The 16892-nt window shown below is 74.7% G+C and carries 9 protein-coding genes; 5 read left to right on the forward strand and 4 right to left on the reverse strand.

What is annotated here, in order from left to right; genetic code table 11:
- The first annotated feature begins 199 nt into the window (after positions 1–199).
- Positions 200–4471 (forward strand): FHA domain-containing protein, encoded by a 4272-nt coding sequence (locus ACIRQY_RS30355; protein WP_403931020.1) that lies wholly within the window; start codon positions 200–202, stop codon positions 4469–4471.
- A gap of 593 nt (positions 4472–5064) precedes the next feature.
- Here ACIRQY_RS30355 and ACIRQY_RS30360 read toward each other — a convergent pair.
- A complete protein-coding gene (locus ACIRQY_RS30360; RefSeq protein ID WP_384863978.1) occupies positions 5065–5673 on the reverse strand; it encodes a TetR/AcrR family transcriptional regulator in 609 nt (202 codons plus the stop codon).
- A 109-nt stretch (positions 5674–5782) separates the two neighbouring features.
- On the opposite strand from ACIRQY_RS30360, the gene ACIRQY_RS30365 reads away from it, so the two are divergent.
- The 3 genes from ACIRQY_RS30365 to ACIRQY_RS30375 all read left to right on the forward strand — a co-directional run bounded on the left by ACIRQY_RS30365 (position 5783) and on the right by ACIRQY_RS30375 (position 9005).
- On the forward strand, positions 5783–6733 hold the full coding sequence (locus tag ACIRQY_RS30365) for an ABC transporter permease (protein WP_403931022.1): 951 nt from the start codon (positions 5783–5785) through the stop codon (positions 6731–6733).
- A complete protein-coding gene (locus ACIRQY_RS30370) occupies positions 6726–7520 on the forward strand; it encodes an ABC transporter ATP-binding protein (protein WP_351782959.1) in 795 nt (264 codons plus the stop codon). The genes ACIRQY_RS30365 and ACIRQY_RS30370 overlap by 8 nt, the downstream gene beginning before the upstream one ends.
- A 180-nt stretch (positions 7521–7700) precedes the next feature.
- A complete protein-coding gene (locus tag ACIRQY_RS30375; RefSeq protein ID WP_403931024.1) occupies positions 7701–9005 on the forward strand; it encodes a glycosyltransferase 87 family protein in 1305 nt (434 codons plus the stop codon).
- Between the two features lie 91 nt (positions 9006–9096).
- Here ACIRQY_RS30375 and ACIRQY_RS30380 read toward each other — a convergent pair whose 3' ends face one another.
- The gene (locus ACIRQY_RS30380) at positions 9097–14064 is read right to left on the reverse strand and encodes an NAD-glutamate dehydrogenase (RefSeq protein ID WP_403931026.1); all 4968 of its coding nucleotides are present in this window, start codon (positions 14062–14064) and stop codon (positions 9097–9099) included.
- Positions 14065–14495: 431 nt separating this feature from the next.
- Here ACIRQY_RS30380 and ACIRQY_RS30385 point away from each other — a divergent pair, with 431 nt between their 5' ends.
- A complete protein-coding gene (locus ACIRQY_RS30385; RefSeq protein ID WP_403931028.1) occupies positions 14496–15050 on the forward strand; it encodes a DJ-1/PfpI family protein in 555 nt (184 codons plus the stop codon).
- A 356-nt stretch (positions 15051–15406) separates the two neighbouring features.
- Here ACIRQY_RS30385 and ACIRQY_RS30390 read toward each other — a convergent pair whose 3' ends face one another.
- Both ACIRQY_RS30390 and ACIRQY_RS30395 read right to left on the reverse strand, forming a co-directional pair.
- A complete protein-coding gene (locus ACIRQY_RS30390; protein ID WP_403931030.1) occupies positions 15407–16078 on the reverse strand; it encodes an HAD family hydrolase in 672 nt (223 codons plus the stop codon).
- A gap of 49 nt (positions 16079–16127) precedes the next feature.
- Complete coding sequence (locus tag ACIRQY_RS30395; protein WP_351782974.1) at positions 16128–16634, reverse strand: DUF6912 family protein; 507 nt, start codon at positions 16632–16634, stop codon at positions 16128–16130.
- Positions 16635–16892: the final 258 nt, after the last annotated feature.

The raw sequence follows: 16892 nt of genomic DNA on the forward strand, positions 1-16892 counted from the left end.
CCATTCAAGATCACTTCTGGCCGACCCGGGGGCGGGTTGTCGGCGGCAGGTGCGAGGATGCCTCCAGCACGTCGTACCTAGGGGGTCGGGAGCCCCGCGCCGTGCCGACCTGTACCGGGCGACGCGTCCGTGCCGGGTGGGGGGAGACACCGGGCGGTTCCCCCGCCGGCATCGCGCGCAGAAGGGACCGCTGACGGCGATGCAGATCCGGCTGACCGTCCTCGCGCCGTACGCCGGCCATGGCGCCGGGCGCACCTGCGACGTGCTCGTCACGGCCCCCGCCGGTACGGCGCTCGCGGCCGTGGCCTCCCAGCTCGCCGCCGCCGTCACGGGCCCCGAGACCTCCGCCTCGGGCACCACCGTGCTCCATGCCGGCGCCGAACGGCTCGACAACCGGCGCTGTGTGCTCGGGGAACCCCCGCTCGTGGACGGCGCGGTCCTCTCCCTCCAGGTCCCCGGGCCCGACGAGCGCGTCGGCGAACCCGCGTCCGCCCGGCTGCACGTGGTGGCGGGCCCGGACGCGGGCGGAGTGCATCTGCTGCACGGGGGACCGATCAGAATCGGCCGTTCCGTCGAGGCGGACGTACCGCTCGACGACCCGGACGTCTCCCGCGCGCACTGTGTGGTCACCGTCGGCGAGGACGGGACCGTCACGGTCGCCGACCGGGGCTCGACGAACGGCACGACCCTCGACGGCGTCCCGGTCGGCGAGCGCCCGGTCCGCTTCCGCCCCGGCGCCCTGCTCCGGCTCGGCGAGTCCGCCCTGCGGCTGAGCGGCCCCGGCGACGACCCCGTCGGCACGGACGCCCGGGCGACGGCCCCGGACGGCGAGGGACACCTGCGGATCACCCTCGGCCCCGGCGACCGGTCCGGCCGCGATCCGTCCGGCGCCGACCGGCCCGGCCACGCGGGCGGGCCCGGGTCCGCCCACGGCGGCCCGGTGGACGACACCACCCACGGCGGCGCGGGCGGCGCCCTGTCCGGCGGCCCGGTGGACGGCTCCCGCCACGACGGCCCGTACGGCACCCCGTACGGGGAGGGCGCCCACGGGCACGCGCGCGCGGGAGCCCCCGACGACGGCCCCGGCGACGCCCCGGGACACGACGACGAGGAGTCCGGCGGGACCCGGCGGACCCGCCCCGCGGCCTCCGCCGCCCCGCCGCCCCCCGCCCGGGGCGGCGGCAGGCGCGGCCTCGGCGCCTGGGCCCGGCGCCTCACCGGCGGCCGCGAGGACCTCCCGGCGCCCGCCGACGGCCCCCTGACCGCGCCCGACACCCGCACCGGCACCCGGCCGGCACCCGCCGCGCGGGCCGCCGCGCCCGCGCCGGTGGCCGACACCTGGCCCGACCCGGCCACCGTGCTGCTGACCGCCCTCGGCCCGGGACCCCGGCTCTGGGAACGCGCCCCGCACCACCCCGAGGCGCTCGTGGTCCGGCTCGGCACCACCGACCGCGCCGAACTCTCCGGCGTGCCCGTCACCGTGGGGCTCCGCGAGGCCGGTTCCCTCGGTCTGGCGGGCCCCGCCGACCGGCTCGCCGGGCTCGCCCGCTCCGTCGTCGCCCAGCTCGCCGCCCTGCACTCCCCGGCCGATCTGGAGATCGTGCTGATCAGCGCCGACCGCAACCGCTCGCTGGACGAGCGGCGCCGGGCCTGGGGCTGGCTCGGCTGGCTCCCGCACGTCCGGCCCGCCCACGGCCAGGACGCCCGGCTGCTCCTCGCGTACGACCGCGAGCAGGCCCAGGCCCGTACGGCGGAGCTGACCCGGCGGCTCGACGACGGGCCGCTCGGCCCCGGCTGGCCCAGCGCCGACCGCGCCGCCGTCGCCGAGGCCGCCGCCCGCCACGAAGGCCCGGTCACGGTGGTGGTCGTGGACGGCGACCCGGGCTCCGCGGCCCTGCGCGAGACCGTCGCCCGGCTCGCCGGTGCCGGAGCCGCCGCGGGCATCCACCTCCTCTGTCTCGCCGAGGCCCCCGCCGCCTCCCCCGCCTCCCCGGTGGCGGCCACCTACGAGTCGGCCTGCGCCGGTTCGTTCGCGTTCCGCGAGTGCGGGGCCGCCGTGCTCCTCAGCGGTGACGTGGCCACCGCGCTGCGCCTGCTCAGGACGGCGGGCGGACGCGCCGCGGGCCACGGCACCGTGGGCGTGGTGGACGCGGTCTCCGTCGCCTGGGCCGACCGGTTCGGCCGCGCCCTGGCCCCGCTGCGCACGGACGCGGCGGCACAGCCCGGCGCCCGCGCCGCCGCGCTGCCCCCCTCGTCCCGGCTCCTCGACGAACTGGGGCTCGCCCGCGCCACCCCCGCCTCCCTGATGGCCCGCTGGGCCTCCGCCGGGGACGGCACGGCCGTCCTGGGCACGGGCCCGCGCGGACCGCTCGCGGTGGACCTCACCAAGGAGGGCCCGCACCTGCTGATCGAGGGCCCGGCGGGCAGCGGTCGCACGGAGCTGCTCCGTTCGGTCGCCGCGTCCCTCGCGGCCGGTGGCCGCCCCGACCGGATCGGGCTGCTCCTGGTGGACGGGGCGGGCGGCGAGCGCGGCGAAGGACTCGCGGTCTGTACGGAGCTGCCGCACGTCACCGAGCACCTGGTCGCCTCGGACCCGGTGCGGATGCGGGAGTTCGCGCAGGCGCTGGGCGCGGAGCTGAAGCGGCGCGCGGAGATCCTCGGCGACGGGCACTTCGCCGACCGCCGGGGCCCGCGTCCGGCGTCGGCGTCCGGCGCGGGCGACCGGCTGATCGGCCAGCGCAGCCCGAGCGCGGCGGAGTCACTCCCGCAGGCCGCGCGCGCGACCGTCCGGCTCCCGGAGGGCGACGACCTCGCCCCCCGCGCGAGCGGCCGGACGGCCTACCCCGGCGACCTCGACGGCAGGACCACCGGACGGACCCTCCGGACGGGGGACGGCACGACCGAGTCGTCGCCGGACCCCCGGAGCGGGCGCGGGGGCGAGACCGGGGCCCGGGGCCCGTACGGAGGGGACGTCGAGAGCCGGACGAGCGGGCGGCTGCCGTACCCGGCGGAGGAGCGGGGCGGGCGCCCCGGCGGCCGGACCACGTACTCCCCCGGCGCGGAGGACCTGCGCGGGCGCCCCAGCAGCCGCACCCTCCGCACGAACGACAACGACGACGAGCCCGCCGGTCGGCCGGGCGGACGCGTTCCCCGTACCGGGAACGGCGACGCCGCCGGATCCGGGTCCCGCGCGGGCGACCTCGGTGACCGGGCGAGCGGACGTCTCCCCCACCCCGGTTCCGGCGGGTCCGGCGACGGGCGCGCCCCGCGCACGGGCTCGGGCTCGGGTGACCTCGGCGCCCCGCCGAGCGGGCGGGTCCCGCGCGGCGGGGACGGCGAGCGCGGGGGCGGGCACGTGGGCCGCGCCGGAGAGAGCGGCCCCGCCACCCGCACGGGTGCCGAGGACCTCGGTGGCCGTAGCGGCGGAAGGATTCCTCACCCCGGCACCGGGGACCTCGACGGGCCGGGCCCGTGGGCCGGGGGCCGGGGAGCCGACGAGCGGCCCGGAGCACGGGCGCGGCCGGGCGGTGAATCCTTCCTCTCCGACACGCCGAGCGGACGGCTGCCCCGCCGGGACGGCGGCCTCCTGGACGACCGCCCGAGCAGCCGGACGCTCCGCACGGGCGACGGCGACCCCGGCGGACAGCCGAGCGGGCGGGTCTCCCGCACCGGCGCCGCCGACCTGGGCGGACCCGGCAGCGGACGCGTCTCCCGCACGGGAGAGGGCGACCCCGGCGGGTACGGCTCCCGCGACGGCGACCTCAGTGGGTACGGGAGCGGACGCGTCTCCCGTACCGGAGAGGGCGACCCCGGCGGATACGGCTCCCGGGCCTCGGACGGCGGGTACGCGGGCGGGCGGGGTTCCCGTGGCGGGGAAGGCGCGCGGATTCCGGCGCCCGCCACCGGCGAGACCGGTGCCGTCAGGGGCTCGTCCGGTCATCTGCCCCGGCTGGTCGTCCTCGTCGACGACTTCGACGCGCTCGTCGCGCCCGCGCTCGGCGCCCCCGGACGGCCCGCCGCGGGTTCCGTCGTACGGGCCCTCGAAGCCGTCGCGCGGAACGGGGAGCGGCTCGGTGTGCACCTGGTCGCGACCTCGGCACGGCCGGACAGGACCGCCGACACCGAGCTGGCCCACGGGGCCCGGCTGCGGATCGTGCTCGATGCTCCCCCGGCGACGCCGGGACCCCACCTACCGGCCGCGGGGCGCGGACGGCTGGGGCATCCCGACGGGCGGGTGACCCCGTTCCAGGCGGGCCGGGTGACGGGCCGCATCCCCCGGACGGCGACGCTCCGGCCGACGGTGGTCCCGCTGGAGTGGGAGCGGATGGGCGACCCGCCGACCCGGCGCCCGGTGCGGGAACTGGGCAACGGCCCGACGGATCTGGCCCTCCTCGCGAGCGCCCTCGACCGGGCCGCCCGCTCGGTGGAGGCGACCCCGGTGCCGCCGCTCACCCCGGCCACGCACGCGTAGCGCGGCCCGGGGCACCGGTCCCGGCGGTCCGGGCCCGACGGACCGGCCCCGGCCCGGGCGCTCACCGTCCGGTGGCGCGGGGGCTCCTCGGTACGCCCTCCGGCACCTCATGGCGCGGGAGCGCGCCGGAGCGGACGGCCTGCGCACGCGTTCTCGGCGGTTCCTGGACGAACGGTCACCTGGCCGTACCCGGCCAGGTCCCCGCCCCGGGCAGGGTACGGCGGGGACCGGCCCGTACGCCCTCCGGAACCGCACGCCCTCAGGAACCGGGACCGCTCCCGGTCCTCGCGCGGCGCCGTTCCGCCCGCCGCCGACGCCCCACTCCGCCGCCGTGGCCGTCGCGCCCCTGGCCGGGCCCCGGCGGACTGCTGATGACGGGCCGTCCCGCGCCCCGGCCGACCGCCGAGAACCGCGCCCGGCCGCTCGCCCACGAGACGATCACTGATCCACCGCGTCGGCGGCACCGCACCCGGTGATCGGTCCACCCGGCCGGACCGCCTCCACGGCCGTCCGGTGCTCCGGCCGTCGGCCCGGCCCGGCCCGTCGGGGGCCTCCGCACCGACCGCCCCCCAGGGCCCGGTCCCCGGATTCCGTCAGCCCCGGAGTGCCGCCACCGCCGAGCGCGTCAGGTCCTCCACGTATCCCGGCGGCAGCGGCGTACGGACGACGACGAGGCGCCAGTAGAGCGGGCCGACGATCAGGTCGAGGGCGCGCCCGGGGTCGGTGCCCTCGGGGAGTTCGCCCCGGGCGACGGCCTCGCGGACGATCTGGGTGACGACGCCACGGGGCCCGTCGAGCAGGGTCGCGGTGACGGTCTCGGCGATCTCGGGGTGCCGGGCGGCCTCGACGAGCAGATCGGGGACGACCTGCGAGGCGACGGGGTGCCGCAGGGCGTGCGAGGCGACTTCGAGGAGGGCCCGGACGTCCCCGTCGAGGGAGCCGGTGGCAGGGGCGGGCAGGCCCTGGGCGGCGAAGGCGCCGACGAGGTCGAGGACCAGGGCGAGCTTGGACTTCCAACGCCGGTAGACGGCGGTCTTGCCGACTCCGGCGCGGCGCGCGATGCCCTCGATGGACATCCGTGCGAAGCCCACGGCCGCGAGTTCCTCGAAGACGGCGGCGCGGATGGCCTCGGTCACGTCCTCGCGGAGCACGGCGGCCCCGGCGGGGGCGCGGCGGGGGGTCGGATCGGTCATGAACCGCATCCTAACGAAGGCGAGATCCCGCCCCCGTGACGACGATACGGTTGCGTTCCGACGTACTGAGCCCTAATCTCGCCGTAGCGACGATACGGACCCGTTCCATCGCCGACGAATGCCCCACACCCTTCGTCGAAAGCGCCCGCCCGTGACCATCACCCTCGCCCCGCCCCCGTCACCCCCGCGCCAGGACGCCCCCGAGGACCTCCGGGCCCTGGCCCTGCGCCATGGACTGACCGTCAGCGGCGCCCGGCCCTCGCTGCCCGCGTACGCCCGGCAGCTCTGGTCCCGCCGGGACTTCATCGCCGCCTTCGCGACCGCCCGGCTGACCGCCCGCTACAGCGAGGCGCGGCTCGGCCAGGTCTGGCAGCTCATGACCCCGCTGCTCAACGCGGCCGTCTACTACATGATCTTCGGCGTCCTGCTGAACGCGAAGCACGGCGTCCCCGACTACGTGCCCTTCCTGCTCACCGGCGTCTTCGTGTGGACCTTCACCTCCGACACGGTCCTGGCCGGCACCCGGGCCATCAGCGGCAACCTGGGCCTGGTCCGCGCCCTGCACTTCCCGCGCGCGAGCCTGCCGATCTCGCTCGCGCTCCAGCAGCTCCAGCAGCTGCTGCTCTCGCTCACCGCGCTGGCGGCGATCCTGTGCCTCCTCGGCGAGTTCCCCACCTGGAGCTGGCTGCTCGCCGTCCCCGCCCTGCTGTGCCAGGCCCTGTTCAACACCGGCGCGGCGCTCGTCCTCGCCCGGCTCGCGGCGCGCACCCCGGACATCAGCCAGCTGATGCCGTTCGTGCTGCGCACCTGGATGTACGCCTCGGGGGCCATGTGGTCGATCCAGAACCTGGCGAGCGGCGGGCGGTTCCCCGAGGCGGTGGTCCTGGCGCTCCAGTGCAACCCGGCGGCGGTCTACATCGACCTGATGCGCTTCGCGCTGATCGGGAGCTACACCTCGGCGCAGCTCCCGCCGCACGTCTGGGCGCTCGCCGTGGGCTGGGCCCTGCTGGCCTTCGTCGGCGGTTTCGTGTGGTTCTGGAAGGCGGAGGAGACGTACGGCCGTGGCTGAGACCGAGCGGACCCCGACCGTGGTGGTCGACGGCGTCCATGTCACGTACACCGTCAACGGCGCCCCCACGGGCGGCCGGGGCGCCGCGACGGCCGCGCTGGGACGCGTCCTGCGGCGCGGCGGCACGGCTCCGGCCGGGCGCCGGGTGCACGCGGTGCGGGGCGTCAGTTGTGTCGCGTACCGGGGCGAGGCGATTGGCCTGATCGGTTCGAACGGATCAGGGAAATCCACCCTCCTGAAGGCGATCGCGGGTCTCCAGCCCGTCGAGCGGGGCCGGGTCTACACCCATGGGCAGCCCTCGCTGCTCGGCGTCAACGCGGCCCTGATGAACGATCTGACCGGCGAGCGGAACGTGATCCTGGGCGGTCTGGCGATGGGCATGAGCCGTACGGAGGTCCGGGAGCGCTACGACGAGATCGTGGACTTCTCCGGCATCAACGAGAAGGACGACGCCATCTCCCGCCCGATGCGGACGTACTCCTCCGGGATGGGCGCGCGACTGCGCTTCTCGATCGCCGCCGCGAAGAGCCATGACGTCCTGCTCATCGACGAGGCGCTGTCGACCGGCGACGCGCGTTTCCGGCGCCGCAGCCAGGCGCGGATCGACGAACTGCGGGCGGCGGCGGGCACGGTCTTCCTGGTCAGCCACTCGAACTCGACCATCACGGAGACCTGCGAGCGGGCCCTGTGGCTGGAGGCGGGCACGCTGCGGATGGACGGCCCGGCGAAGGAGGTGGTCGCGGCGTACGAGGAGTTCACCGCGACGGGAGCGACGGCCGGAACCTGAGCGGGGCCCACGGCCGTGCCCTGGGCCGAGCCCACGGCCGGGACCGCACTCGGGGCGGGGGCCGGAGCCGCGGTCACGGCCGGGACCACTCGCCGGGAGTACGGCCGGGACCACGACCGGAGTCACCGTCGAGGCCAAGACTCCAGGCAAATAGGACATAGAGGTCTAAAGTGCGGAGGGATGACGAACGAGCACCCCCCTCCGCCCCGGCCGTCCGCGCCCCCGCCGCCCTCCCTCACCGCGTCCCCCTTCGACTCGGACACCTTCACCTCCGCCACCTTCGTCACGGTCGGCCTCGGCCCCCGGCTCGCCCTCGCCACCCTCTGGCTGCTGACCCGCGCGGGCATGGCCCTGCTGCTCCTGCGCGACAACCTCGGCATCGGCGGGGTCGCCCGCGAGGTGGACCTCTACCGGCACTGGTACGGCCAGTTCGCCCAGGGCACCTTCCCGCCCGGGGACGTCACCTGGCAGTACCCGCCCGGCGCCGGAGTCGTGATCATGTCCCCGGGCCTCCTGCCCTGGCTGACGTACTTCCAGGCCTTCGTCGCCCTCGCCCTCCTCGCCGACGCGGTCGTCACCCTCGCCCTCGCCCGCGCCGACAGCTCGCGGCTCACCCACGGCGCCTGGTACTGGGTCTGCGGACTGCCGCTCCTCCTGCATCTGCCGCTCGCCCGGTACGACGTCCAGACCACCGCCCTCGCCGTCCTGGCCCTGCTCGCCCTCAGCGCCCGCCCGACCGCCGCCCACCAGCTCGGCGGGGCGCTCGCCGGAATCGGCGCCATGGTCAAGGTCTGGCCGGTTCTCGCCCTCATCGGCACCCCCCGGGGCCGTACCACCCGCGACGCCTGGACCGCCGCCGGCGTCGCCGCCGCCGCGCTGCTCGCCACCCTCGCCCTGTTCTTCTCCGGCTCGCTCGGCTTCCTGCGCGGGCAGGGCGACCGGGGCGTCCAGATCGAATCGCTCGGCGGCACCGCCCTCGCGCTCGCCCGCGCCACCGGCGTCTGGCCCGGCCGGATCGAGTACCGCTACGGCGCCTTCGAGTACGTCGGCCCGTACGTCTCCAGCCTCGGCCACCTCGCCCTGCTGCTCACCGTCATCGCCTTCGGCTGGCTGCTGCTCTGGCGCGTCCGGGCCCACCGCTGGACCGCCGCCACCCCCTTCGACGCGGCCCTCGCCGCCGTCCTGCTCCTCACCGCCACCAGCCGGGTCATCAGCCCCCAGTACCTGATCTGGCTGCTCGGACTCGCCGCCGTCTGCCTGACCTCCCGCGTCACCGTGATGCGCCCGGTCGCGCTCCTGCTGCTCCCGGCGGCGGCGCTCAGCTCGCTCGCGTACCCCGTCCTGTACGACGAGGTCCTCGCCGGCACCCCCAGGGGCCTGGCCGTCATGGCGCTCCGCAACGGCCTGCTGCTCGCCGCCGCCCTGCTCGCCGCCCGCCGCCTGTGGACCTCGACGGTCCCGGGACCGCCCACGGAGACCGCCTAGGGCGACCGGGGAGACGCGTAGGGCCCCGCCGGAGATCCGGCGGGGCCCTACGCGATCCCGGACCGGGCAGCCCGGTCCGGGATCGGTGCGACTAGCTGTGCGTCCGGAGCAGCGTGCGCATGGTCCGCATCGCCACCGACAGGTTCGCCAGGTCGAAGGTGTCCGAGCCCTGGATCTCCTCCAGGGTCGTCCGCGCGCGGCCCAGGATCGCCGTGTTCCGCTCCTCCCAGCCCTTGAACCGCTCCTCGGGGCTGGTCGTGCCGTTGCCCACCGTCAGGACGTCCGCCGTCAGCGCCGCGTGCGCCGCGAACAGGTCCTCACGGATCGAGGCACGGGCCATCGACTGCCACCGGTCACCGCGCGGCAGCTCGATGATCCGGTCCATCAGATCGGTGATCCGCAGCCGGTCGCCCAGGTCGAAGTAGACCTCGGCCACCGCCGACGGCTCCTTGCCCATCCGGTCCGCGATCGCCACGACGTCGAGGACCGGGAACGCCGAGGAGAAGCCCGCGACCCGCCGGGCCAGCTCCTCCGGCACGCCCGCCCCGATCAGGTCGTCCCGGATCGACTCGTACCACTCCAGGTCCGCGCCGCGCAGCAGACCGGGCAGCTGCGCCCGGACCTCCTCGACCCGCTCGGAGAAGAACTCGATGGTCTCGGTGAGCTGGAGCGGCTGCGGCCGGTTGTTGAGCAGCCAGCGCGTGCCGCGCTCGACGAGCCGCCGCGAGTGCAGCCGCATCCGGGTCTGGACCTCGGCCGGAACCTGGTTGTCGAGCGCCTCGACGGCGTCCCAGACCTGGCCGAGCCGGAAGACCACCCGGGCCGCGGTCTGCGCCCGGACGATCTCCTCGATCGACGCGCCGGTCTCCTCGCGGAGGCGGTGCAGGAAGGTCGAACCGCCGGAGTTGACGGTGTCGTTGACCAGGACGGTGGTGATGATCTCGCGGCGCAGCGCGTGGCCGTCGACCGCCTCGGGGAACTTCTCGCGCAGCAGCGTCGGGAAGTACGCGTGCAGCAGTCCGAGCAGGTACGGGTCGTCCGGCAGCTCCGTGCCGATCAGCTCGTCGGCCACCGTGATCTTGGTGTAGGCGAGCAGGACGGCCAGCTCCGGCTGGCTCAGACCGCGCCCGTTGTTGAGCAGCTCGCGGATCTGCCGGTCGTTGGGCAGGAACTCCAGGGAGCGGTCGAGGGCCCCGTCGCGGCCCAGGCGGCGCATGAACCGCTGGTGGGCGTGGAGCAGGGACGGCGACTGGGCGGCGGCGTTGGCCAGGGCCGTGTTCTGCGCGTAGTTGTTGCGCAGCACGAGCGCGCCGACCTCGTCGGTCATCTCCGCGAGGATCTTGTTGCGCTGCTTGACGGTCATGTCGCCCTCGGCGACGAGCCCGTTGAGCAGGATCTTGATGTTGACCTCGTGGTCGGAGGTGTCGACGCCCGCGCTGTTGTCGATGGCATCGGTGTTGATCTTGCCGCCGTCGCCGCCGGGGCCGCCGGAGCGGGCGAACTCGATACGGCCCAGCTGGGTCGCGCCGAGGTTGCCGCCCTCGCCGACGACCTTGGCCCGGACGTCCTGGCCGTCGACGCGGATGGCGTCGTTGGCCTTGTCGCCGACGTCGGCGTCGGTCTCGGCCGAGGACTTCACGTACGTGCCGATGCCGCCGTTCCACAGCAGGTCGACGGGGGCCTGGAGCACGGCCTTCATCAGCTCGGCCGGAGTCATCTTGGTGATCCCAGCCTCGATGCCGAGGGCGGCCCTGACCTGCGCGTTGACCGGGATCGACTTGGCGCTGCGGGGGTGGATGCCGCCACCGGCGGAGAGCAGCGAGGAGTCGTAGTCGGCCCAGGACGAGCGGGGCAGCTCGAAGAGGCGGCGGCGCTCGGCGTAGGAGACGGCCGCTTCCGGGTTCGGGTCGAGGAAGATGTGCCGGTGGTCGAAGGCGGCGACCAGCCGGATGTGCTCGGAGAGCAGCATTCCGTTGCCGAAGACGTCACCGGACATGTCACCGACGCCGACGACGGTGAAGTCCTCGCTCTGGGTGTCGTGGCCCAGCTCGCGGAAGTGCCGCTTGACGGACTCCCAGGCACCGCGGGCGGTGATGCCCATGCCCTTGTGGTCGTATCCGGCGGAGCCGCCGGAGGCGAAGGCGTCACCGAGCCAGAAGCCGTACGACTCCGCGACCCCGTTGGCGATGTCGGAGAAGGTCGCGGTGCCCTTGTCGGCCGCGACCACCAGGTAGGTGTCGTCCTCGTCGTGGCGGACCACGTCGAGGGGCGGCACGACCTCGCCCGCGACCAGGTTGTCGGTGATGTCGAGCAGCGCCGAGATGAAGGTCTTGTACGAGGCGATGCCCTCGGCCAGCCAGGCGTCCCGGTCCACGGACGGGTCCGGGAGCTGCTTGGCGACGAAGCCGCCCTTGGCCCCGACCGGCACGATGACGGTGTTCTTCACCATCTGCGCCTTGACCAGGCCGAGGATCTCGGTACGGAAGTCCTCGCGCCGGTCGGACCAGCGCAGACCGCCCCGGGCGACCTTGCCGAAGCGCAGGTGGACGCCCTCGACGCGCGGGGAGTACACCCAGATCTCGAAGGCCGGGCGGGGCGCGGGGAGGTCGGGGATGGCCTGCGGGTCGAACTTCATCGACACGTAGGAGTGCGGCTCCCCCTGGGCGTCCTTCTGGAAGAAGTTCGTCCGCAGCGTCGCCTTGACGACCGTGAGGAAGGACCGCAGGATGCGGTCCTCGTCCAGGCTCGCGACCTGGTCGAGGGCGCCGTCCAGCTCCTCCAGGATGCCGTCGGTCAGCTCGGTCCCGGCGCGCTGGCGCTCCGGCGCCATCCGGGCCTCGAAGAGGGAGACGAGCAGCCGGGTGGTGTGGACGTTGTTGCGGAGGGTGTCCTCCATGTAGTCCTGGCTGAACGTCGAACCGGCCTGGCGCAGGTACTTGGCGTAGGCGCGCAGCACCATCGCCTCGCGCCAGGTGAGCCCGGCGGACAGGACGAGCGAGTTGAAGTTGTCGTCCTCGGCCCTGCCGGTCCAGGTGGCGGCGAAGGCCTCCTGGAAGCGTCCGCGGGCGTCGTCACCGAGGTAGTCGCCGTTGCCGGTCGGGGCGGGCATCCGCAGACCGAAGTCGTAGATCCAGGCGTGGGCGCGGTCGGTGCAGCGCAGCTCGTAGGGGCGCTCGTCGGTGACCTCGACGCCGAGCCGGTTGAGCACCGGGAGCACGGCGGACAGGGAGATCGGCTCGCCCGTCTTGTAGATCTTGAAGCGGCGCTCGCCGGGGCCCGCGCCGACCGGCTCGTACAGCGAGAGCGCGAAGTCCTTGCCCTCGGTGCGGGCCAGGGCCTCCACGTGGACCAGGTCGGCGACGGCCGCGCGGGGCGAGTGGTCGGCCTTGTAGCCCTCGGGGATGGCGTTGCCGTAGCGGCGCAGCAGCTCGGCGGCGCGCTCCTCGCCGCACTCGGCGTTCAGCGCCTCGGCGAAGCCGTCGGCCCAGGAACGGGCGGCGTCGACGAGCCGGGCCTCGATGCGGTCGACGTCGGCGTCGGTGAGCTTCGCCAGCTCGGTGCCGGGCTCGACCCGGACGACGAAGTGCAGCCGGGAGAGGATCGACTCGGTGTTCCAGGCGGTGAAGTCGACGCTGGCGCCGCCGAGCTCCTCCTTCAGGATGTCGATGATCCGCAGCCGGACGCGGGTGGTGTAGCGGTCGCGCGGCAGGTAGACGAGGGCCGAGTAGTAGCGGCCGTACTCGTCCTGGCGCAGGTAGAGCCGGAGGCGGCGGCGCTCCTGGAGGTACAGGACGCTGGTGACGATGGCCTGGAGCTGGTCGACCGGGGTCTGGAACAGCTCGTCCCGCGGGTAGGTCTCCAGGATCTGGAGCAGGTCGCGGCCGTCGTGGCTGTTGGGCGAGAAGCCCGCGCCCGCCAGGACCTCCTTGACCTTGCGCTTGACGACGGGGACCCGGCGGACGGACTCGGTGTAGGCGGCCGAGGAGAACAGTCCGAGGAAGCGGCGCTCGCCGATGACGTTGCCGTCGGCGTCGAACTTCTTCACGCCGACGTAGTCGAGGTACGAGGGGCGGTGCACGGTCGCGCGGCTGTTGGCCTTCGTCAGGATCAGCAGCTTGTGCTCGCGGGCCTTGGCGCGGGCGTCGGCGGGCAGCCGGCTGAAGGACGGCGAGACGGGGTGGGCGTGGTGGCCCTCGTCGCCGCCGGTGTGCTGCGGGTCGGAGCGCAGGATGCCGAGGCCGGTGCCGGGGACGGCGGCCAGGGCGTCCCCGTCGACCAGTTCGTACTCGCGGTAGCCGAGGAAGGTGAAGTGGTCGTCGGCGAGCCAGCGCAGCAGCTCGCGGGCCTCCTCGACCTCGGTGGGGCGCAGGTCGGACGCGGTGGGCTCGGCCGGGAGGCCGTCGGCGATCCGCAGGGCGGCCTCGCGCATCTTCTCCCAGTCCTCGACCGTCTCGCGGACGTCGGACAGGACGCGCAGCAGGTCGGCGGTGATCTGCTTGAGGTCGGCGCGGTCGGTCTCGCGGTCGATCTCGACGTGGATCCAGGACTCGGTGAGCGCGTCGTGCGGCAGCTCGCCGTGGATCTGGGCCGAGAGGACCTCGATGAGGCGCCCGGTGACGTCACGGCGGACGAGGACCTGCGGGTGGATCACGACGTGGATGCCGCGGCCCTGGCGGGACAGCTCGTTGGTGACGGAGTCGACGAGGAAGGGCATGTCGTCGGTGACGACCTCGACGACGGAGTGGCTGCTCGTCCAGCCGTTCTCCTCCACCGTGGGGGTGTGGACGCGCACGTTCGCGGTGCCCTGCGGACGGTTCTCCGCGAGGCGGTAGTGGGAGAGCGCGGCACCGAACACGTCGACCGGGTCCCGGTCGCCGAGGTCCTCCGGAGCGGTGTGCAGGTAGTAGCGCTGGAGGTACTCGAGCACCGTGTCCCGGTCCGGGCGCTCCCCGGCGCCCTCGGCGCCCGTCGGGAGTCGCCCCCCGACCGGGCTGTGCTCAGCTACCCGGGCGGCCCTTTCGAGCAGCTCGGCCTTGGCTTCGTCCAGCTTGGTCTGCATGTCCTCTGACTCCTGTCGCGCGCCGTTGCGTGACGTCGGTGGAAGAAAGGGCACAACGCCACGACGCGGTGATTCCGGTCGACGTCGACGTTATGCCCGGATGAGAGATGCCCGGGTCGTTATCGGCCACGGAGAGCGGCACGCCCGGACGGAAGGGATCGGCGAACGCACGGTGGGCCCGGCCGCCGTGGCGGGTCGGGCGGCGGCCGGGGGCTTCACTGCCCCCACGGCGTATCGCGCTGATCACGGCAAAAGCCTATCGCCCCCAACCCCCGAACCGTCATGAGCCGCATGTGTACAAAAGATGAGGGGGAAGTTTGACGTTCTGGACAGCGACACATGTCCTCTTGGCAAAGAGGCCCGCCGGGGACGGCATGTGCGCGAGCATGGGCGCAGCAGGGCGGACCGACCATCTGCGAGCTGGGAGAGCCATGGCGAAGATCCTGATCGTGACCGGGGACGCGGCGGAGTCGCTGGAGGTGCTGTACCCGTACCAGCGGCTCCTCGAAGAGGGGTACGAGGTGGACATCGCGGCCCCGGCGCGCAAGACGCTCCGCTTCGTCGTCCATGACTTCGAGCCCGGTTTCGACACGTACACGGAGAAGCCGGGCTACACCTGGCCGGCCGATCTGGCGTTCTCCGAGGTGGACCCGGGCGCGTACGCGGCCGTGGTGATCCCGGGCGGCCGGGCACCGGAGTACCTGCGCAACGATCCGGAGCTGCGCGCGATCCTCAAGGCGTTCTTCGACTCCGACAAGCCGGTGGCGCAGATCTGTCACGGACCGCTCATGACGGCGGCGACGGGCAGCCTGGAGGGCCGTCGCGTCACGGCGTACCCCGCGCTGGAACTGGACATGCGGGCGGCCGGGGCGTCCTTCGAGGACAGCGAGGCCGTGGTGGACGGCCTGCTGGTCTCCTCCCGCGCCTGGCCGGACCACCCGGTCTGGATGCGCGAGTTCCTGAAGGTGCTCCGCGCCAAGGGCTGACCCGCGCGACTCCGGCACGGCCGGGCCCCGACGAACCGGGGTCCGGGCTGCGGGCTGCGGGCTGCGGGCTGCGGGCTGCGGGCTGCGGGCTGCGTCATGATCCGGGCCGGTGCCGGTCGCGGTGGTGCCGGGGGGTCGGCGCGGTCAGGGCCCCGGTGCGGTCAAGGCCCCGGCACCGCCGGACTCGCCGGGCGGTGCCTTCCGCGCCCCTGCGACCGGGGCCCCGCACCACCAGGGCTCCGTCGGTGAGACACCCGGGTCACCAGGGCCCCGGCGTGACCAGGACCCGCACCACCGGGCTCGGCACCGCCGGGACCGTCGGCCCCGGCACCCGCCGGGACCCGCCCCAGGACCCGCTAGACCAGCTCCTCCGCGACCGCCACCGCCTCCGCGAGTGAGTCGACCACGGGGACGCCCACCCGCTCCAGGGACGCCCTGCTGTGCGAGCCCCCGGTGTAGAGCACCGCCTTGGCGCCCACGTGGGCCGCCGCCAGCGCGTCGTCCGCCGCGTCCCCGATGACGACCACCCGGTCGGCCCGGACGCCGCCCAGCGCCGCCAGGTGCCGCACCATGTGCCCGGACTTCCCGTCCGTCGAGGCGTCGGCCCGGCCGTCCATGCGGACGAACCGCTCGGCGATCCCGTGCCGCCGCACCAGCGGTATCAGCTCGGCGTGCGGCGCGAGCGAGAGCAGTGACTGGGTGAACCCGGACTCCTGCCGGACCGCGAGCAGCTCGGCGGCGCCGGAGGTCAGCCCGCAGCCCTCGGCCCGCGCCCAGTAGTGCCGGTGGAAGGCGCCGTCCATGACGCTCCACTCGTTGTCGGTGGGCAGCCGCCCCATGAGCCGCTCGTAGAACTTGGGCACCGGCACCGTGTACAGCTCGCGGTACCGCTCCAGAGTGATCGGTTCGAGTCCCAGCTCGGCGAAGGCGGCGTTGGTCGCCCCGATGACCGCGCCGATGTCGTCGAGCAGTGTGCCGTTCCAGTCCCAGACCAGATGCTTGCCCCGCAAGCCGTCGCGCTTCCCCATGGAGAGGACCGTACCCGGCGGCTCGGACAGTCACGTGCCGGGCCGGGAATCAGCCCAGGAGCGCGGGGATCTCCTGGACGCCGAACCAGAGCAGCTCGTGGTCCTCGGCGCCGTCCACGACGAACCGCGCGTCGTCGTCGCCCTGGTCCGCCGCCCCGAGCGCGGCGGCGGCGGCCGTGACGTCGGCCTCGGCGTCGTCCGCGTCCGCGTGCACGGCCGCCGCCTTGGCGAGCGGTACGGGCCCGGCGATCCGGACCTCGCCGACGGAAGCGGCGTCCAGCCCCGGGCCGGGGTCCGTGGCCGCGTCGCGGTCGGCGACGTCCACGGCGACGACGATCCGGCGCCTGGGCGCCCCCGGGGCCCCCGCGAGGAGGCGCAGGGAGGCGGCGGCGGCCCGGTTGAGCGCCGCGTACTCCAGCTCCTCGATGTCGTCGGAGACGTACCACTCGCGCAGGGCGGGGGTGACGGCGTAGGCGGTCAGCGGGCCGGGACCCAGCTCGCCCGCCTCGTGCGCCTGTGCGAGACCGGGGAGGGTCAGGGGGACGTACACGCGCATGACTGGCCGCTTTCGTAGACGCATCCGTGGTCGGAGAGCCTCAGGATACGTGCGGAGTCCCCCTTCGGGGATTCCGGCCGGAGCGGGCCCGCGTCCACCGCCGGGACGGACCTCCGGGGACCTCGGTGACCCGAATTTTCGGGCCATCACCCGGATAGGTGATTCCGTTTTCGGACGACTTCGGCGCGGGCCGCTCCTTGCGGGGGCTCCGGCCCCACCCGTACAAGATCCCCAAGGAAAGTTACTGACTGGTATCAG

It is taken from the genome of Streptomyces sp. NPDC101490 (genome assembly GCF_044767145.1).
Classification (GTDB): Bacteria; Actinomycetota; Actinomycetes; order Streptomycetales; family Streptomycetaceae; genus Streptomyces.

Coding starts and splice junctions, on each gene's coding strand:
- ACIRQY_RS30355 (WP_403931020.1), top strand. CDS start 200: ATGCAGATCCGGCTGACCGTCCTCGCGCCGTACGCCGGCCATGGCGCC.
- ACIRQY_RS30360 (WP_384863978.1), bottom strand. CDS start 5,673: ATGCGGTTCATGACCGATCCGACCCCCCGCCGCGCCCCCGCCGGGGCC.
- ACIRQY_RS30365 (WP_403931022.1), top strand. CDS start 5,783: ATGCCCCACACCCTTCGTCGAAAGCGCCCGCCCGTGACCATCACCCTC.
- ACIRQY_RS30375 (WP_403931024.1), top strand. CDS start 7,701: ATGACGAACGAGCACCCCCCTCCGCCCCGGCCGTCCGCGCCCCCGCCG.
- ACIRQY_RS30380 (WP_403931026.1), bottom strand. CDS start 14,064: ATGCAGACCAAGCTGGACGAAGCCAAGGCCGAGCTGCTCGAAAGGGCC.
- ACIRQY_RS30385 (WP_403931028.1), top strand. CDS start 14,496: ATGGCGAAGATCCTGATCGTGACCGGGGACGCGGCGGAGTCGCTGGAG.
- ACIRQY_RS30390 (WP_403931030.1), bottom strand. CDS start 16,078: ATGGGGAAGCGCGACGGCTTGCGGGGCAAGCATCTGGTCTGGGACTGG.
- ACIRQY_RS30395 (WP_351782974.1), bottom strand. CDS start 16,634: ATGCGCGTGTACGTCCCCCTGACCCTCCCCGGTCTCGCACAGGCGCAC.